Genomic DNA, 16,559 nt, shown 5'->3' with positions numbered 1-16,559 from the left:
GTGGCAGGCGTTGGAGTTGAGGGCGATGAAGTCTCTGAAGTCGTAGAGGGATACTCCACGCCTCCTGGCGTTCCGGTCCCTGGAGTAACCGAGAGGCAACCGGCGACGATGACCATGGATGCGATTATAAGTGTCGTGAGGAAGCTTTTCATCATAGAACTGATTGCCGGATGAGCTTATAAACAACTCCCCGAGGGGAAAACGCCGGTTTAGTGCTCATCGAAAGATTTAAAAATGCCCTCCTGAAGGTATAACCCGGGCGCTCTGTCAGTGCCGGGGTAGCTTAGCCTGGTCAGAGCGCTCGGCTCATAGGGCCGCTTCCCTTCGGGGAAGCCTGAGAAACCGAGAGGTCCGGGGTTCAAAGCCCCGCCCCGGCACCACATCGACCTCTTTACGCTCGCTGGCCTTTTGAATTCTCCTCTCTGGAGGTCTGTGGAGGGAGTTTATACCCAAGGTTGTCCTTCCGGTGGTTTCGAAGAACGCTGGATAGGGAATCGCTTTTCTCAGCGCGCTTCCCAGAACCGTCTCAGGTACAGCCTCATTCTCGCGCGGTCCACGGGCCTTATACTCTCACGCATCCAGTCGGGAAGGTCCTTCTTGATGGAGTTCCACAGCAGGCGGTAGTCGAGAACCACTATGCTGCCCTTCTCCTCGGCCGAGCGATGCACCCTCCCGGCGGCCTGGACGAGCTTCCTGTGGGCGGGCAGATAGTAGCCGTAGTAGCGCCCCTTTCCGGGGAACTTCCGCTCGAAGTACCTTATCTGGGCCTGAACCCTTGGAGTTGGCCTCGCGTAAGGGATTCCAACGAGTATAACCCCGTTCATCTCGTCACCGCTGTAGTCCTGCCCCTCGCTGTTCCTGCCGCCCATTACACCGAGCAGAACCGCGCCGTTGCCCTTTGCGTGGGCCTTGAAGCTCGCCACCATCGCGTCGTTCTCCGCCGAGCTGGCCCCCTGCTTCTCAATGAATATAGCCTTTCCGGTCTCCTCAAGACGAACCTGCAGGTTCGCCGAGAGAAGCCCCTGGAGAACCTCGTAGGAAGCCGTAAAGACGCCGACGTTCTTCGGTATCAGCCTGACAGCATCGACGATGTACTCTACCATGCGCCTGTAAACTTGGAGGGAGCGCTCATCGCCGCGGGTCGAGACGTCCTTGGCAACCAGAACCTGTGCGTTCTCGCGCTTTACCATCCTCGGGAACTTCTTCAGCTTGGCTTTCTCGATACCCATGACATCGCGAAAGGCCTCCATCGGGGTCAGGGTCCCCGACATGAACACCGTGCTCTGGACGTTTTTGATGAAGCTCAGGGCTTTCGAGGGATCCAGGGCGACCAGCTCAAGGCTCAGGCCTTTATCCCTGCTCATGAGGAAGAGGTAGTCCTCCCGTCCTATGAGTGAGAGCCAGAAGAGCAGGAACTCCCCAACGCGGCCGATGTAGGAGCGTGGGGGCTTTCCCTTCTCTATCCTGTCCTCCCTTATGGCGTCGCCAACGGCTACCATGTCGTTCAGTATCCTGACGAGCCTTCTGGTGTCGAGGCTCAGGATGTCAACGACGTGGGCGAAGACGAGCTCCGGCTGAATCGGGGTTTCCTGAACGTCCCTGTCCTTGAGCTTTTCGTCATAGAGTATCTCCAGTCCCCTGCCAAAGATGCTGAGAAAGTTGGCTATCTCGTGCTCGTTGTACTCGTCTGCCTCCTTTATGGCCCTGTTAACCGTGTGTATGCTTATCTTGTCGCTTAGGGCCGAGATGGCCTGATCCGGCAGGTTGTGGGCCTCGTCAAAGACGACTATCAGGTCGGAGTAGTCAACGTCGAGCGAGCTCATGAAGTTCTCCCTTATCGAGGGGCTGAGGAGGTACAGGTAGCTGGCAACTATAACGTCGGCCTTCTCGGCCACCCTTCTCGTTAGGTCGTAGGGACAAAGCTCCAGGGTTTCCGCATGGTTTAGAATCTCCGCCGGATGACTCGGCTCACCCAGGAAGAACTTCACCAGCTCGTCGAACTCGGTCTTTTTCTTCTTCTCGTTCTCGTAGAACTCGCATTTTCCAAGCTTCTTCAGGTTCTTGCAGACGACCATGGCGGTGTATGCATCGCTCGTGAACTGGGTGAGGTACGTATGAAGGCACAGGTCTTTCCTGCTCCGTAACTCTACGCCGGAAACGGGGCTCTTCCGGTTTATCGCCTTCAACTCCTCTATAACCCTGTCCATCTGCCTGTGGGTTCTGGCCAGGTAGAGAACCTTGTAGCCCATTTCCTTGGCATGGGGGAGGATTCCCGCCAGAACGCTCACGGTCTTTCCGAATCCCGTTGGAGCCTCTATTATGGCGTTCTCCCCGTTTTTAACAGCCTCCGCAACGAGGTCTATGAATTCCCTCTGGTGAGGCCTTAGCTCCTCGTAGGGAAAGTACTCGAACCCTTCGCCGGCATCACTCATGGGAAAGAGTTTTAACGGCTCGCTTTTAACTTTTCCCCAGGTGAAGGGTGTGGACGAGAAGGAGCAGAGACTAATTGAATACTCCATTGAGGCCGTTGTAATAGCGTGGCTCGCGTACCTGTTCTTCTATCAGAATTACCTGCTCCACAGCTGGCACAGGGGGTTGCCGCTCCCCTCAAAACTGCCCTTCTTGGTGGCTGGAATCGTTGTTGCGGCGCTGTTCTTCTGGTATGAATGGACCAGATTCGAGCGCGAACTTGAGGGAAGAAAGAAGGTGCCCCTGAAATCGGTTCTGCCCGTTGCCCTCAGGGAAGAGAACCTCCCCGATTCGGACTCAAACGAAACCGAGAATGGCGGTGAAACTGCGGACGACTCTGAAAGGGAAGAACAGGAAGGGGTCAGAGCTTCAGCCCCGGAATCTCCTCAAGAACCTTGACGGTCAGCCTGACCGCTGCATCGACGTCGCGCTCGTCCACAACTTCGGTGTTGGAGTGGATGTATCTTGCCGGAATGCTTATCCCGCCGCTCGGGACGCCGGCTTTGTTGAGGTGTATCGCTCCTGCGTCGGTTCCTCCGCCGGTGAGGATATCCCATTGGTAGGGTATCTCGTGCTTCTTCGCCAGCTCCTCCATCCACCTCACTATCGTCGGGTGACAAATTACCGAGCGGTCCATTATCTTGATCGCGACGCCCTTCCCGAGCTGAGTTATCTGCTTGTGCTCCGGCGTTCCGGGAACATCGGCCGCTATGGTTACGTCGAGGGCGAAGCCGTAGTCGGGGTCTATGCCAAAGGCCGAAACCTTTGCACCGCGGAGACCGACCTCCTCCTGGACGGTGGCGACGAAGTAAACATCCGCATCGGTCTCGCTCAATTGTCTCGCGGCCTCAACGAGGGTGTAAACTGCTATCCTGTCATCGTGGGCGATGCTGACTAAGCGGTGCTTGCCGAGCCTCTCAAGCCTTCCGTCCCAGGTGATGACGGTGCCTATCTTAACCCCCATCTCCTCGGCTTCCTCTTTGCTCTCCGCTCCGATGTCAATGAAGACCTGGTCCCAGGTCGGGGCCTTGTTCCTCTGCTCCGGTTTCTGGATGTGGGGCGGAACGCTTCCACCAACGCCGTAGATGAACTCGTTCGGCCCAACCCAGACCTTGAAGCGCTGGGCTATCAGCGTCCTCGGGTCTACTCCTCCAACGGGGGCGACGCGGAGGAAGCCGTTCTTCTCGATGTGGGTCACCATCAGGCCGATCTGGTCCATGTGGCCGGCGAGCATGACCTTCGGGCCCTTGCCCTCCTTGTGGGCTATGACGTTGCCGAGCTTGTCAACCTTAATCTCGTCGACGTAGGGTTTGAAGGCCTCGATAACCACGTCCTTAACCCCGAGAAACTCGTAGCCGGAAACGCCCGGCGCCTCTATAATCCTCTTGAGCAGTTCAAAGTCCACCATAGAGACCGCCTCCGTTCAGATTTCCGTCTAAATGTAGGGAAATCCATATTTAAGGCTTTAGGTTCAGGGGTATATCCTGACCCCCATCTTATCCTCGCCGTTGTCGTATATCTCCCGGATTTTGAAGAGGTACGCAGGAGTTCTGCTCCAGTCCCTCGGCTTTTTCGGCCTATGAAAGATGTCGTGGAGGGCGTTGGTGTACTCCCACACCGGGCCGGACTCGTGTATCTCGACCTCGCACCTCACCTCGTAGGAGGTGCTCGGAGGGGTGAAGAAAAGCACCGTAGCTTCCTTTTTCCCCTCCCTCAGGTTAGTCCACGTGTGCTTCTTGGCCAGTTCGAGGGAAACCAGCTTGGTGAAGTCTATCTTCTCCCTCACGTAGATTTCCTCCAGCAGAAACTTCCCGGCTTCCATTGGGCTGTACGGCCTCCTGAGCTCTTCCCACATCTTTTCAATTGTTTCTTCGAGCAGCTCCTTCCTGTGGATGAAGCCAACGCCCTTGATGGAACCGTTGACCCCCGCCGGCCCACAGGTGATTATCGCCGCATTGTGGCGCGTGAAGCTTATCAGAACCTCTGGCCCGAACTTTCCGTCCAGCAGGCGCTTTATGCCCTCGACCCTCTCCTCAAACGCGTATCTGATGAAGTCCTCTGGGAGCATGTTCCCACCGTATTAAGTGGAGCGCTACCGTTAAAAGATATCTCTCTGAAGAAAGGTGGGGTTCACTATGCAAGTTTTGCTGAACCTGAACGTCGTTCCCTGCGTCTTCCTCAAGAGGCTCAACCGCTTCGTGGCGCTGGTCGAGGTCAATGGGGAGATGAAGAAGGCCCTCGTAACCAACACCGGTCGCTTGGAGGAATTCATGATTCTGGGAAAGAGGGCCTTCTGTCTCCCGAAGAGAGGGGGCAAGACCGATTTCGTTCTGCTCGCTTTTGAAGACCTGGGCGGAAAAGGCGCGGTAATAGACACGAGGACTCAGGCGAAGGCCTTCGAGAGGGCCGTTGAGCTCAACCTTATCCCCTGGCTGAGGGACTGCTCAATAAAAAGGAAGGAAGTCTGCGTCGGCAACTCGCGCCTCGACTACCTCTTCGACTGCCCGGAGGGGGAGATATACGCCGAGATGAAGAGCGCCGTTCTTCGGGGTGGAGAGAGGGGAGAGTACGCGATGTACCCCGACTGTCCAAGCGTCAGGGGCCAGAAGCACGTCAGGGAGCTGATCGAGCTTGCAAAGGCAGGGAAAAACGCGATGATCTTCTTTATCGGAGCGATGCCTGGCGTAGAGAAGTTCAAGCCGTACGTCAAAGGCGATCCGGAGATAGCGAAGCTCCTAAGGGAGGCCAACAAGGCGGGCGTTGAAATCCGGGCGCTCAGCCTGTCCCTCCTTCCCACCGGCGAGGTGATCCTAGAGAGACCTGTTCTTAGGGTGGAGCTCTAAACCGCGGTTCTCGGCGTCTTGTACCACACCTTCTTGGCCTTTCTCGCCTCCCACAGGCCAGCGAGGGAGATTAATATCCATATCTGAGAGTATGTGTAGTACATGAGCGGTGCGAGGAGCCAGCAGCCGATGCTCCTTATCTTCCCGTCGTAGAGGCCTGCGAAAATCTCCAGCAGGAACGAAAGGTACACAAAGCTCAGAATAAGCCCCGTGAACCACGTGACGTTTCCGAAGGTCATCAGAAGTGCCACAAAGGCCACGTCCGCCACTATGACCGCTATCGCCAGGAGGTAGTACACCATCAGCGTGAGGAGCAGGTCAAAGCGCAGGCCCCAGCCGGGGATCTCGCGGAACCTCTTTATGTGCTCCCTCACGGTGTAGACGTTTCCAGCCGCCCAGCGGGTTCTCTGCCTGAACCACACGCGCCAGCTCTCGGGCTCCTGCTCCCAGGTGACCACGAGTGGGTTGTAGGCTATCCTCTTGCCCAGCGCCATTATCCTGAAGGACATCTCCAGGTCCTCGGCGAGCGCCTCTTCGTCCCATCCTCCGAGCTCCTCGAGCAGGCCCCTCCTGATTACGAAGTTCGTTCCGGGAAGTACTGCCGTCCCGTACAGCTTGCTCTTTCCGCTCTGGCCGGCCAGCTGGAAGTACAGGTACTCCATGCATATGAACCGTGTGAGTATGTTCCTGTTCCAGTTTATCGTCCGGACTTTTCCGGTTACTGCAGGCGTCTCGTCGCTCAGCATCGCCACAAGGCCCTTGAGCGCCCCCGGCTCCGGCCTGTTGTCGGCGTCGTAGACCGCTATAACCTCTCCCTTTGCCAGTTTAAGGCCGTAGTTCAGGACGTAGCTCTTTCCCCTTCCACCGCCCTCAACGCGAACCACCCTGATGAAGGGATGCTCCCTCGCCACCTCCTCCGCTATCCTCACTGTCTCGTCCGTGGAACCGTCGTCGAGCAGGAGAACCTCCAGTTTGTCCTTGGGATAGTCGAGGTTTGCCATCGCCAGGAGCGTGTCCCTTATCACCACCGCCTCGTTTCTCGCCGGGATGAGGATGGTGACAAAGGGAAGCTCGTCCGGGATCACGGGTTGCTTGAACCTCGAGTTGTACCTCAAACCCGCCATCGTCAGAGCTATGTAGTAGAAAAACACCGGGTAGATAACTGCGGCCGAAAACACCCAGATGAGGTGGAGGATGGATACCACGATGTCTAGGGCACGAGTTAAGGGCTCCATGTTACCCCCTTTAGTTTTATGTCGTTTGCTCCTTATAAGCCTGCCCTAACGCGGAAGCGTTTTAAACCCAGAGGGAAAGAGAGGATTAGGTGATATAAATGGCCATAGTCGATGTTAGAATTCTGGTTGAAGGCGCGAGCGATGTTGAGGTGGTAAGCAAAGCCCTTCAGGGTCTTGCACTTGGAAGTGAATACAACATAACGATCTCCTCAATAATCCCAACGACTAATGTCGAGATAGCAAAGAGTGCCGCCGCTGGAGCGGATCTTTTAATCATCGCGACCGACGCGGATAGGGTTGGAAGGGATCTCGCCGAGAGGCTTTTCAGCGAGCTGGGCGAAATGGTCGGGCACGTTGAAAGAATGAAGCTTCCCCTCGGCCACGACCTGGAGCACGTTGATGTCGAGCTGGTGAGGAAGGAGCTTAAGAACACCCTCGTAAGGGCAGGTCTCAAGAGCCTCCAGATACTCCCCGAATACATGGCTCTGAGGAACCAGCTCCTTGACCTCAAGGGACGCTACGATGGCCTTGCTGAGGAGTACAGGAAACTCCGCGAGGAGTACGAGGCGACCACAAAGGCCCTTGAGGAGCTGAGGGAGGAGAACACGAGGCTCAAGGAGGAGAATGAGGGTCTAAAGGCTCTGCTTGAGAGCGCCAAGAACATATACCGCATTGAGGAGGCCTGGAAGTCCCTCTTCCCCGCCGAACCGGTTCCCGACGAGGCTTACATAGGAAAAGCCGTTGAGAAGCTCGGTCTGGCAGGACGAGTAATAGTCGGCCAGGGCTACATCTTTGCCGAGGATAAGGGACTCGTGGACGAGCTTCTCAGGACGGTTTACCTCAGCCTTTCCATCAGGGAGGAGTCCGGGGAAGTTCCCAAACCACCTACGGAGGAGCCACCCAGGCCACCGAAGCCACCCGAGGGGCCGGGGGTCGTTGAGGACGCAGAGGTGAAGCCCGACGACATCGAGGGACTCCTGAAGGGGCTGTGATATGGAACTTAAAGAGACGCTTGAGGAGTACGAGACATACCTCGATCTGGAGGGCAAGAGTCCGAACACGATTAGGATGTACTCCTACTATGTGGGACGATACCTGGAGTGGGGCGGAAAACCAAACGCGCGCTCCGCTCTCCGTTTTCTCGCAAAGCTCAGACGTCAGGGCTACTCCAACAAGAGTCTAAACCTCGTCGTCCAGGCCCTCCGCTCCTACTTCCGCTTTGAGGGCTATGAGGAGGAGGCCGAAAAGCTCAAGCCTCCAAAGGTCCCACGGAGCCTTCCGAAGGCCCTGACGAGGGAGGAGGTCAGGAAGCTCCTCTCCGTCATTCCCCCAACGAGGAAGCGCGATAGGTTGATATTTCTTCTCCTCTACGGTGCCGGTCTTCGCGTCAGCGAGCTCTGCAACCTCAAGAAGGGCGATGTCGACTTTGAGCGCTCGCTCATAGTCGTCCGCGGAGGAAAGGGCGCCAAAGACAGGGTCGTTCCAATCCCAGCATTCCTCCTTGGAGAGATTAAGTCTTACCTTGAGGGACGCAATGACGACAGTGAATATCTCATCGTCGAAGACAGGCGCGAAAAGAAGGACAGGATTACTCCGAACACCGTGTGGTACCTCCTCAGGAAATACGGTGAGAGGGCTGGGATCAAAGTCACACCGCACATGCTCCGCCACAGCTTTGCCACCCACATGCTCGAAAACGGCGTTGACATAAGGGCCATTCAGGAGCTTCTCGGCCATTCGAACCTCTCAACGACACAGATATACACGAAGGTCACCGTCGAGCATCTGAGAAAGGCCCAGGAAAAGGCTCGGCTGATAGAGGGGCTGATGGAATAAAGAACAGTGCAGTGCTAAAAATCGACTATTCATAGCTTCCCCTTCTTCCTCAGCATCGCCAGGTAGCTCGTGAAGGCCCCGGCGGAGATGGTATCGCCCAGACCGACCGTTGAAACGGGATTTCTGACGAGTCTCGTCGGGATTATGACGACCTTGTACTCCCTGGTTCTCAAGCGCCTCTTCGCCTCCTCGAAGCGGAGCTTCACGAACTCACCGTACTCGTTGTACGGGACTTTCATGCCGACCTTGAAGTCCTCCGGGCTAGTTATGTCCCCGAGGGATGCCCTCGCCGCTGCCAGGGTAGTTGCGAGCTCAAGACTGCTCCTCAGCTCCCCTTCACTGAGCGGGTTGTCCGCGTGGGTTATATACATGATGTAGTAAATCGTGTGTATCTGGAGCACCTCGAGGTTCATCTCGTCCACGAGGATTTTTCCGCCTAGGACGGTGTCCTCTATGCGGTTGTATGTGAATATCCGGTCGGCGAGCTTGGAGTAGCCGAGGGCGTTGAGGACGTGGGCTATCTCGGCCTCGTCCATGCCAACGCTGTCAACCAGGGGGAAGAGGTTGTAGATGACCTTCTTCCTAAGCTCGCGGTTCTGTATCGAGGCAAACTCCAGGTGAACCTTAACGTCCTTCTCCCGCTTGAGCAGGAGTATGTCCCTCTTCGCCTCCCTGAGGTAGTGGTTCGCATCCTTGCCGTCCGAATAGCGGAGCTTTATCCCCTGGTAGCCTGAAAGGATAGCCCCGTCAACCTGAAGGCCTATTTCCGGCAGGAACGGCTTTAATTCGGGTTCGGTGTATATCCTTATGCTCTCAAACCTTGCTGAGACTATGAACCTGCCCGAGAAGGGAACCCTTACAGTCTCGCTTCCCAGCTTAAATGTCGTCCCGGCGCGGAACTCGAAAATGCGGTTCACCTTTATCGGGTCATTCTCGCGGTAGGCCTCGCGCGGGTGCCTGAAGGTCAGCCTCCCGTCCTCAACCACCGGATAGAGGAGGTTCGGCCTGTCCACGAACATCTCGGCCTGCTTCCTCGCGAGGTGGGGGGTGTAGACTATCACCCTCCTGAAATCTAGGCTGGCCAGGAGGTTTGCTATTATTCCAGCCTGGCCACCCATCCTCTCGATGTCGTATTTGAAGTGGGAGTCAAACCACGTGTGGAGCTCCTCGTTCACCAGCGGCACCGCCATCGGCTTTCCGGTCTTGAGGGCGTGAACAAGCCTAGCAACGAAGTCGAGGGGCTCGTTTATCTCCCTTGGGTACTCGTCCATCCTTTTCCTTACAGCCTCGGCCCCGAACTCGTCTATCAGGCCCTGCACCGTCTCCTCGTCCAGGAAGGTTATCGCATCGACGTTCGTGTTGTAGGCGGTGTATATCGAAAGTTCCCTGGCATCGTCGAGGAGCCCCATTTGTATCACCCTCAGTGATTAATCCTTAGAGAATGCGGGTGAATTCTTAAAAGGATTTCGGAAGAAATTGGCAGAAAAATGTTAAAGGCTCAGAACTCGGTGAAGAGCCTTCCAAGCCAGGGGATTCTTTCCATGATGTCCATCTCTCTGAGTGCCAGCCACAGCGATGCTTGGTTGCTCGTAACTACCGGGATACCGAGGTCTTCCTCAAGGGGCTCGATTATCTCGAAGGTTCTCATGTTAGTGCAGCTGATGAAGACCGCGTCGGCCTCGTCCATGAAACTCGCCTTTGCAAGGCGGTAGGCCTCGTGGGGTTCGAGTTTCCCAATCTGGGTGTTGTCCTCTATTCCAAGCCCCCTTATGTCGAGCACGTTGAACTCGTTGGCCTCAAGGAACTCCCTTTCCCGCTGGTTTATCTCGTCGGTGTAGGGGGTTATCACGAGTATGTCCCTCGCATCGAGTATCCTGAGGGCCTCGACAACGGCGGTGCTGGTGCTGACCACCGGAACGTTTACCTCCTCCTCTATCTTTGACTCAAGCTCCTTCTCGTAGTCTTTCCCGCCAATGAACGAGCCGCTGGTGCAGCCGTAAAGAATCATCTCCACGCCGGCGTCGCGCAGAAGTCTTGCCGCCTCGACGGCGAGGGTGTTCATTTTGACGAGCTCTTCCTCGGTGACGTTCTTCAGCGGAACCCTCGCGGTGTGGAGCGAAACCCCATCGGGAAGGGCGCCGTGAAGCTCCATCTCCATTGTGGTGTTTGATGAGGGTACAATAAGCCCGAGCCTGCCTCTCCATCCGTACATGCTTTCACCTCTGCGGTGTTACGCTGGAATTCTCTTAAACCTTTGGTTTTGGAAAGGCTGATTAAGGCCGGCGAGGAGGATATACCGGTGGTAGTGTGAAGCTCGATGATGCGATATTCGGAAGGGCTTCCGTGCGGTACTTTGAGGAGGAGGACGTTCCCGATGAGCATGTGAGGGCACTTATCGAGGCTGCTGTGAGGGCACCAACCGCAAGCGGCCTTGAAAACTGGAAGTTCGTGGTTTTCAGGAGCAAAGGCGTGAGGGAGAAGCTGTACAGCCTCATAGCCGAGGGCATGATAAGGTACTACCGCGCGGTGAACCTGGCGGAGGAGAAGATAGAGAAGCTCAGAAAGCGAATGTACGTGCAGGGGATGTACCGTGCGCCGGCCTACGTGGCGGTCTTCATTGACAGGCGCGTTCGGTTCCTCCCTGGGGAGGACTTCGATGAGCTTGAATTCATCTGGAGCGTTGAGAGCGCCGCGATGGCCATCCAGAACCTCATGCTCAAGGCGGTTGAGCTGGGCCTCGGAACGGTCTACATCGGCGTTACGAATTTTCCGGGGATAGAGGAGGAAGTTCGCGAGCTGGCGGGCCTCGATGAAAACCACTACCTCGTTGGCCTCATTCCGGTGGGCTACCCCAGGATGGAAGTCAAACCGAGAAGAAGGAGAAAGGCCCTCGACGATGTGCTGCTCTTCATCTAAACGTTTTTATTCCCTCCCCCTCAACTCAAACTGGTGGAAGGATGATAGAGTTCGTGATACTGCTCGGAGTCATCGGCGGCTGGATAATAGTGGCCTCGACGCTCTTCCTGATGCTGGCCCTGGGCAAGATGTGGGGGCTAGTCGGGGTTCTCCTGCTCATTCTGGCCATCCAGATCAACCACTGGCTCAAAAGGAAATACATGCGTGCCATCGTTGACGCCACGCCGAGGGCAAAGGCCATAGCCGCCCATATATTCGAGATGAACGAGCTGATTCTGCTGTCATCCTACCTAATTTCGGTGGTCCTCTACGTCGTCATCCAGAAGTACGTGGAGATAGTCATCAAGTTCCCGCACGCACTGGGGTGAGAGCATGAACGTCGTCATAGTCAGGTACGGTGAGATTGGAACCAAATCGAGGCAGACAAGGAGATGGTTCGAGAACATACTCATGAACAACATACGGGAGGCTCTGGTGAGCGAAGGAATAGAGTTCAAGAAGGTCGAGGCGAAGCACGGGAGGGTTCTGGTGAAGACGAACAGGGCAAAGGAGGCAGTTGAAGTACTCCGGAGGGTTTTTGGAATAGTATCCCTCTCACCGGCGATGGAGATAGAGGCGGAGATGGGGAAAATCAACAGAACTGCCCTCAAGCTCTTCAGGAGGAAGAAGCGCGAGCTGGGTCTTGAGAAGCCAAAATTCCGCGTCACTGCGAGGCGTATAACCAAGGAGTTCCCGCTCAAGAGTCCCGAGGTTCAGGCCAGGGTGGGCGAATACATCCTGGAGAACGAGGAAAGCGAGGTAAACCTTCACCACTACGACATCGAGGTCGGCGTCGAGCTGATGGAGGGCAAAGCGTACGTCTTCGTGGACAAGGTTAAGGCCTGGGGAGGACTGCCGATAGGGACGCAGGGCAAGGTGGTGGCACTGCTTAGCGGCGGTATAGATTCGCCGGTTGCCGCTTTCCTCATGATGAAGCGCGGCGTTGAGGTTATTCCCGTCCACATATACATGGGCGAAAAGACCCTCGAAAAGGTCCGGAGAATATGGAATCAGCTCAAGAAGTACCACTATGGAGGAAAGGGCGAACTTGTGGTGATCAAGCCCGAAGAACGTGAGAGAATACTCGAAAAGCTTCGCGAGCTTGGAAAGGAGAAGTACACCTGCGTCTTCTGCAAGTTCATGATGGTCAGGCACGCCGACAAAATAGCGAAGGAGTTTGGGGCCAAGGGCATCGTCATGGGCGATTCTCTCGGCCAGGTGGCTTCACAGACCCTTGAGAACATGTACATCGTCAGCCAGGCGAGCGATTTGCCGATTTACCGCCCGCTCGTTGGCCTTGACAAGGAAGAAATCGTCAGGATAGCGAAGGAGATAGGAACCTTCGAGCTCTCAACCCTGCCAGAGGACGAGATTCAGTTCATACCGAGGCATCCGGTTATCAGGGGCTCGTGGGAGGAGTTCAGGAAGCTCTACCGGGCGGTCTTTGGGGAGGAGCCGCAGAAAAGGCAGTGCTGAAAGGTTAAATATATGAAAAGTTAAGTCTTCAATGGAGGTGAAAATATGCCAATAGTCGTTGAGGCCGTGTATGAAAACGGAATTTTAAAACCTGTAAAAAAGCTCAACCTGCCTGAAAAGAGCAGGGTGCTCATAAAGGTTGAAGTCTTTGGAATTCTGAAGGACTGGGACGTTGACCCTCAAAAGCTGAAGGATGAACTGAGGGAGGCACATGGCTAAGTTCTTCGCCGATACCTACGCCCTCGTTGAAATCCTCAGAGGAAACCCCAACTACTCAACATATGCTGAAGAGGAACTGTATACAACCGAATTCAACCTGCTAGAGCTGTCGTATGCCCTGACAAGGGACTTTGGAGAGAAGAAAGCTAAAGCTATCGTGGAACTCGTGAGGAGCGTTTTTATTATCCTGACGCCCGATACAACGCATTACGTCCGGGCATCAACCCTAAGACTTCGGGCCAAAAAGGAAGGGAAAAAGCTTTCTTTGATAGATTGTCTGGGTTACGTTCTAGCAAAGGACATGGAAATGAGGTTTCTCACGGGCGATAAGGAGTTTGTAAACATGGAAAACGTGGAATTTGTGAAGTGATCCCCATGACTCTTCAGCGTTTATGGTCGTACGTGGCCATCTTCCTCCCGCTCATCTTCATCGTCGGACTCCTCATCGTTGTGAACCAGAACCCGTGGTTTTCGTTCACAGACAACGCCCTGAGCGACATGGGTTCAATACGGAATCCGGTGAACTACTACTTCAACGGTTTTTTGATGGTCTTTTCCGTTCTGGGTTTTGTGGCCTCCCTCGGTGCGCTGAGGAACGGTCTGGCTTACCTGATGCCCTTAGCAATGGTTCTCCTTTTCCTCGTTGGTGTTTTTCCGGAGGAGTACGCTCCCCATGGGCCGGCGGCGGTGTTCTTCTACGTTCTGGCCCTGGCGGACATAGCGATAGTTGGCATAAAGCTCGGACGGAAGGGGCTCTCCGCCGGCTATGCCTGGGGCGTTCTGGCGGTTCTCACCTTCGCTCTGATGCTATACCTCGTGAAGGCTGGGGTCTTTAAGGGCCTCGCGATTCCTGAGCTCATCGGCGCCTCCACGATACTGACCTGGTTTGTTTACATCGGCCTGCTCCAGTTTGGCACCCGTAGGAATTCCTACAGAAATCCTTAAATACCGTGCTGTTGTAGGCATGACTACACGGTGAGAAATGTGCCTGTGAGTCTTGATGACCTGAAGGCAAATATCTGGGAATACATAGAGACGGGGAAGACGCCTTCAAAAAGGCAGATACAATTTCGCATCGATACTGTATTTCAAAGCCCTTGTTGGAATATGCGACTACATCATCAAGCGTGATCTGAATCTTGAACCCAAGAACCACAGTGAACGATTTGCAATTCTGAGGCTTCACTACCGTGATCTGTACCGCGTTGTCAGTAAGTTCTTTGATTTTTACCGGGACGCGTATGAAAGACGGCTCACAGAAAATGAGGTGGGGGCGTTGAGGAATGAAGTTCTCAAACTTACCGATAGGATTAAGTGAACTGGAAGAGGCCGCGAGTAAATTCAAGAGGGAGCATGGAAAGGTCTTTGATGTGGTTCTGTATGGATCCACGACCCAGGGGAAAGACTCCCCCAACGATTTTGACTTCATGGTCGTGCTCCGGGGGGCGGACGATTCTGAGAGGTTTGAACTCTCCTTTGAGTTCAAGGAGATGCTGGTAGATACAGGGTTTCCCCACGAAAAGCTGGACGTTAAGGCGATAAACCTTGAGCAAATGTGGAATCCCAACTACCTTGCTGTTCCGGGGATAGTGATTACTGGCTATTCCCTGATTAGAAAACGGCCAGTTCATGAGCTGATGAACGGAGAGGGATACGCGCTGTTCGTCCTCGATGTCAGGGGGATGACAAAGAACGAGAGGAACAAATTCAGCTTCGCACTTCGCGGGAGGGATGGGAAAAGTGGTATACTGAAAGAACTGGAGGGACATTATCTGGCCCCGTGGGTCGTCCTTCTGCCTGTGGAGGCCACTTACCGGTTCAAGGAATTTCTGAGAGTATGGAGGGTTAACTACGAGCTGTACCTGATGTTTGGGGTCCCGTACGAATCAAAGGTTTGGGGACTCGAGATCAGTTCTGGTGGACTCCAACCTTAAGTTGAGGAAAGCTTCATATATCCTCAATCCCTTCTTCCGAACATGAAAGCGGTGGCGCTGCTCAGTTCGGGCATAGACTCGCCCGTGGCGATATACCTCATGCTCAGGAAAGGCTTTGAGATAACCCCCGTTCACTTCCGGCAGAGCGGTACGAAGGAATCCAAGGTCCTTGAGCTCTGCGAGGTTCTCGGAAAGTACGGAAAGCTGAATAAGGCGGTTATAGTAGATGCCTACGAGGAACAGGCACCGGTTTTTTCGAAGCTGGCGGAGATTGGAAAGGGAAAGTGGACGTGCCTCTTCTGTAAATACATGATGCTCAGGAAGGCGTGCAGGGTGGGACATGAGATTGGGGCAAGAGCTATAGTCACAGGCGATTCCCTCGGCCAAGTTGCTTCCCAGACCCTTGACAACCTTATGATAATAAGCAGGGCTAGCGACCTTCCGATCCTGAGGCCGCTTATTGGTCTTGACAAGGAAGAGATAGTTAGAATCGCCAAGGAGATTGGCACGTTCGATATAAGCATCGAACCTGAAGAATCGTGCCCCTTCGTTCCGAGGTATCCGATAGTGAGGGGCTCGCTCGGTGAGTTTGCGAGGATAAGGGAGAGACTTGTTAGAGAAGGTGTGCTCTAAACATCCGCTCACCTCACACCGGCATCTTGAAACGCCATCCGTTACCACAGGCTGAATATTTTGTAGGCTTTCACCCCGTTGGTTGTTTGGACGTAAACGATGTTTCCCACGAGTTTGACTTTTGTTGGGCGTTCGCCCTCTTTGAACTCTTTGCAGGCTAGTTTTCTTAGGCTCTCCGCCCTAAAGACGCAAATTCCGTTCTTCTCATCCCCTCTTTCGTTGGCTAAGAAGTAAGATACAACGGCATACTTCTCGTTGGCATCTATGAGAAGTCTGATGCCCACGCCCTCCCCCGAAATGCTGGTAATTTCCGCTTTTTTGACTTTCTCGCCGTCTTTCATGTATATCAACGCGTGGGTCTCCAGCGGAGGTCTTCTCGGCTCTCCAATGGTGACGTATATTCTGCCTCCTGTGATTTTAACGTCCGAGACATGGCCTCCGAGCACATCGGGACAGAACCAGCCGGAAAGCCGACCGGTTGAGATGTTCAAAACGTAGACGCATGAACTCCCAGAAGAACCAAAGGTTGGGTTGCTCACGAGAATCAGTCCTTCGCCTGTGTAGTTGAGCGGATACGCTGGAAGCTCCCGTCTCCACTTCTCGCTGAGGTTGTAGTCGAGGAAAATCATCGAGGATTGACTATCCGATGTGAAGTACGCATACAGAAGTAATCCTTCATGGGCACAGAGATATCCACTACTTATCCCCTGCAGAGTGTAGTTAACGGTCTGTGTCCCATTTGCCGATGAAATCATAAAGACGCAGGAGAAATTCTCAAGAATGGAGGCGGTCTGAATCTTCAGGGAGCCACACTTTGCTGAGACATTAAGGCCGTCAAAAGACGCTTCATCGGGATTTACCGGAGTAAGCAGGCCTTTGGGCAGGAAATATACCAAGGCCAAGAGAACAAATCCCAAGGTTGCTAATTCTTTCTTTTTGTCCATAGTCTACACCTCGTC

Annotated in this window: 20 protein-coding genes and 1 tRNA gene; 14 read left to right on the top strand and 7 right to left on the bottom strand. The window is 54.6% G+C overall.

Translation table 11 applies throughout. The features are described from left to right. Together E3E37_RS11775 and E3E37_RS08725 are read left to right on the top strand one after the other, a co-directional pair. Positions 1–174: a hypothetical protein gene (locus E3E37_RS11775; protein ID WP_371731707.1), complete on the top strand. Its 174-nt coding sequence runs from the start codon at positions 1–3 to the stop codon at positions 172–174. A gap of 98 nt (positions 175–272) precedes the next feature. Beyond that, positions 273–380: transfer RNA gene (locus E3E37_RS08725), tRNA-Met, on the top strand. A 123-nt stretch (positions 381–503) separates the two neighbouring features. Here the strand turns inward: E3E37_RS08725 and E3E37_RS08720 are convergent. Next, the gene (locus tag E3E37_RS08720; RefSeq protein ID WP_240921960.1) at positions 504–2,432 is read right to left on the bottom strand and encodes a helicase C-terminal domain-containing protein; all 1,929 of its coding nucleotides are present in this window, start codon (positions 2,430–2,432) and stop codon (positions 504–506) included. A gap of 40 nt (positions 2,433–2,472) precedes the next feature. Between E3E37_RS08720 and E3E37_RS11560 the strand changes: the two genes are divergently transcribed. Further along, the gene (locus tag E3E37_RS11560; protein ID WP_206204080.1) at positions 2,473–2,868 is read left to right on the top strand and encodes a hypothetical protein; all 396 of its coding nucleotides are present in this window, start codon (positions 2,473–2,475) and stop codon (positions 2,866–2,868) included. Here the strand turns inward: E3E37_RS11560 and E3E37_RS08710 are convergent. Beyond that, on the bottom strand, positions 2,831–3,877 hold the full coding sequence (locus E3E37_RS08710; RefSeq protein ID WP_167716653.1) for a M42 family metallopeptidase: 1,047 nt from the start codon (positions 3,875–3,877) through the stop codon (positions 2,831–2,833). The genes E3E37_RS11560 and E3E37_RS08710 overlap by 38 nt on opposite strands. Before the next feature lie 63 nt (positions 3,878–3,940). Beyond that, entirely contained in the window at positions 3,941–4,537 is a 597-nt protein-coding gene (locus E3E37_RS08705; RefSeq protein WP_167716652.1) for a hypothetical protein, read from the bottom strand. Between the two features lie 67 nt (positions 4,538–4,604). Here E3E37_RS08705 and sfsA point away from each other — a divergent pair, with 67 nt between their 5' ends. Then, a complete protein-coding gene (sfsA, locus tag E3E37_RS08700) occupies positions 4,605–5,312 on the top strand; it encodes a DNA/RNA nuclease SfsA (protein WP_167716650.1) in 708 nt (235 codons plus the stop codon). Here sfsA and E3E37_RS08695 read toward each other — a convergent pair. Then, positions 5,309–6,547: a glycosyltransferase family 2 protein gene (locus E3E37_RS08695; RefSeq protein WP_167716648.1), complete on the bottom strand. Its 1,239-nt coding sequence runs from the start codon at positions 6,545–6,547 to the stop codon at positions 5,309–5,311. The two genes, sfsA and E3E37_RS08695, sit on opposite strands and share 4 nt — an antisense overlap. 98 nt (positions 6,548–6,645) lie before the next feature. Here E3E37_RS08695 and E3E37_RS08690 point away from each other — a divergent pair, with 98 nt between their 5' ends. Both E3E37_RS08690 and xerA read left to right on the top strand, forming a co-directional pair. Beyond that, positions 6,646–7,539: a toprim domain-containing protein gene (locus E3E37_RS08690; RefSeq protein ID WP_167716646.1), complete on the top strand. Its 894-nt coding sequence runs from the start codon at positions 6,646–6,648 to the stop codon at positions 7,537–7,539. A gap of 1 nt (position 7,540) precedes the next feature. Continuing rightward, positions 7,541–8,383, top strand: a complete 843-nt coding sequence (gene xerA / locus E3E37_RS08685; RefSeq protein ID WP_167716644.1) for a site-specific tyrosine recombinase/integron integrase — start codon at positions 7,541–7,543, stop codon at positions 8,381–8,383. Between the two features lie 29 nt (positions 8,384–8,412). Here the strand turns inward: xerA and pfkC are convergent, their stop codons facing one another. Beyond that, the gene (gene pfkC / locus E3E37_RS08680; RefSeq protein WP_206204079.1) at positions 8,413–9,792 is read right to left on the bottom strand and encodes an ADP-specific phosphofructokinase; all 1,380 of its coding nucleotides are present in this window, start codon (positions 9,790–9,792) and stop codon (positions 8,413–8,415) included. Between the two features lie 89 nt (positions 9,793–9,881). Continuing rightward, positions 9,882–10,595: an aspartate/glutamate racemase family protein gene (locus E3E37_RS08675; RefSeq protein WP_167716642.1), complete on the bottom strand. Its 714-nt coding sequence runs from the start codon at positions 10,593–10,595 to the stop codon at positions 9,882–9,884. A gap of 95 nt (positions 10,596–10,690) precedes the next feature. Between E3E37_RS08675 and E3E37_RS08670 the strand changes: the two genes are divergently transcribed. The 8 genes from E3E37_RS08670 (at position 10,691) to E3E37_RS08635 (ending at position 15,600) form a co-directional block, all read left to right on the top strand. Next, entirely contained in the window at positions 10,691–11,299 is a 609-nt protein-coding gene (locus E3E37_RS08670) for a nitroreductase family protein (RefSeq protein ID WP_167716640.1), read from the top strand. Between the two features lie 41 nt (positions 11,300–11,340). Further along, the gene (locus tag E3E37_RS08665; protein WP_167716639.1) at positions 11,341–11,667 is read left to right on the top strand and encodes a hypothetical protein; all 327 of its coding nucleotides are present in this window, start codon (positions 11,341–11,343) and stop codon (positions 11,665–11,667) included. Between the two features lie 4 nt (positions 11,668–11,671). Next, positions 11,672–12,814, top strand: coding sequence for a tRNA uracil 4-sulfurtransferase ThiI (gene thiI / locus E3E37_RS08660; RefSeq protein WP_167716637.1), 1,143 nt, complete (start codon positions 11,672–11,674; stop codon positions 12,812–12,814). Positions 12,815–12,859: 45 nt separating this feature from the next. Then, positions 12,860–13,033 carry an antitoxin family protein gene (locus tag E3E37_RS08655; RefSeq protein ID WP_088864921.1) on the top strand — a complete coding sequence of 58 codons (174 nt, stop codon included), beginning with the start codon at positions 12,860–12,862 and terminating at the stop codon, positions 13,031–13,033. Then, the gene (locus E3E37_RS08650) at positions 13,026–13,403 is read left to right on the top strand and encodes a PIN domain-containing protein (protein WP_088864920.1); all 378 of its coding nucleotides are present in this window, start codon (positions 13,026–13,028) and stop codon (positions 13,401–13,403) included. Before E3E37_RS08655 ends, E3E37_RS08650 begins: the two co-directional genes overlap by 8 nt. Positions 13,404–13,408: 5 nt before the next feature. Beyond that, the gene (locus tag E3E37_RS08645; protein WP_167716635.1) at positions 13,409–13,978 is read left to right on the top strand and encodes a DUF998 domain-containing protein; all 570 of its coding nucleotides are present in this window, start codon (positions 13,409–13,411) and stop codon (positions 13,976–13,978) included. Positions 13,979–14,316: 338 nt separating this feature from the next. Further along, a complete protein-coding gene (locus tag E3E37_RS08640) occupies positions 14,317–14,967 on the top strand; it encodes a nucleotidyltransferase domain-containing protein (RefSeq protein ID WP_167716633.1) in 651 nt (216 codons plus the stop codon). Between the two features lie 42 nt (positions 14,968–15,009). Next, positions 15,010–15,600 carry a hypothetical protein gene (locus E3E37_RS08635; RefSeq protein WP_167716631.1) on the top strand — a complete coding sequence of 197 codons (591 nt, stop codon included), beginning with the start codon at positions 15,010–15,012 and terminating at the stop codon, positions 15,598–15,600. Between the two features lie 41 nt (positions 15,601–15,641). On the opposite strand, the gene E3E37_RS08630 is transcribed toward E3E37_RS08635, so the two are convergent. Then, positions 15,642–16,544: a hypothetical protein gene (locus E3E37_RS08630; protein WP_167716629.1), complete on the bottom strand. Its 903-nt coding sequence runs from the start codon at positions 16,542–16,544 to the stop codon at positions 15,642–15,644. Positions 16,545–16,559: the final 15 nt, after the last annotated feature.

It is taken from the genome of Thermococcus sp. ES12 (genome assembly GCF_012027515.1).
Taxonomy (GTDB): Archaea; Methanobacteriota_B; Thermococci; order Thermococcales; family Thermococcaceae; genus Thermococcus; species Thermococcus barossii.
The sequence above is the reverse complement of the archived record's forward strand: the minus strand, read 5'-3'. Positions and strand labels throughout refer to the sequence as shown.

Bases quoted from the DNA above. Each gene is read 5' to 3' on its own strand.
- thiI (WP_167716637.1), top strand. From the start codon at position 11,672: ATGAACGTCGTCATAGTCAGGTACGGTGAGATTGGAACCAAATCGAGG.
- E3E37_RS08665 (WP_167716639.1), top strand. From the start codon at position 11,341: ATGATAGAGTTCGTGATACTGCTCGGAGTCATCGGCGGCTGGATAATA.
- E3E37_RS08640 (WP_167716633.1), top strand. From the start codon at position 14,317: ATGAAGTTCTCAAACTTACCGATAGGATTAAGTGAACTGGAAGAGGCC.
- E3E37_RS08695 (WP_167716648.1), bottom strand. From the start codon at position 6,547: ATGGAGCCCTTAACTCGTGCCCTAGACATCGTGGTATCCATCCTCCAC.
- E3E37_RS08650 (WP_088864920.1), top strand. From the start codon at position 13,026: ATGGCTAAGTTCTTCGCCGATACCTACGCCCTCGTTGAAATCCTCAGA.
- E3E37_RS08705 (WP_167716652.1), bottom strand. From the start codon at position 4,537: ATGCTCCCAGAGGACTTCATCAGATACGCGTTTGAGGAGAGGGTCGAG.
- E3E37_RS08630 (WP_167716629.1), bottom strand. From the start codon at position 16,544: ATGGACAAAAAGAAAGAATTAGCAACCTTGGGATTTGTTCTCTTGGCC.
- E3E37_RS08720 (WP_240921960.1), bottom strand. From the start codon at position 2,432: ATGAGTGATGCCGGCGAAGGGTTCGAGTACTTTCCCTACGAGGAGCTA.
- E3E37_RS08645 (WP_167716635.1), top strand. From the start codon at position 13,409: ATGACTCTTCAGCGTTTATGGTCGTACGTGGCCATCTTCCTCCCGCTC.
- xerA (WP_167716644.1), top strand. From the start codon at position 7,541: ATGGAACTTAAAGAGACGCTTGAGGAGTACGAGACATACCTCGATCTG.
- E3E37_RS08655 (WP_088864921.1), top strand. From the start codon at position 12,860: ATGCCAATAGTCGTTGAGGCCGTGTATGAAAACGGAATTTTAAAACCT.
- E3E37_RS08690 (WP_167716646.1), top strand. From the start codon at position 6,646: ATGGCCATAGTCGATGTTAGAATTCTGGTTGAAGGCGCGAGCGATGTT.
- pfkC (WP_206204079.1), bottom strand. From the start codon at position 9,792: ATGGGGCTCCTCGACGATGCCAGGGAACTTTCGATATACACCGCCTAC.
- sfsA (WP_167716650.1), top strand. From the start codon at position 4,605: ATGCAAGTTTTGCTGAACCTGAACGTCGTTCCCTGCGTCTTCCTCAAG.
- E3E37_RS08710 (WP_167716653.1), bottom strand. From the start codon at position 3,877: ATGGTGGACTTTGAACTGCTCAAGAGGATTATAGAGGCGCCGGGCGTT.
- E3E37_RS08635 (WP_167716631.1), top strand. From the start codon at position 15,010: ATGAAAGCGGTGGCGCTGCTCAGTTCGGGCATAGACTCGCCCGTGGCG.
- E3E37_RS08675 (WP_167716642.1), bottom strand. From the start codon at position 10,595: ATGTACGGATGGAGAGGCAGGCTCGGGCTTATTGTACCCTCATCAAAC.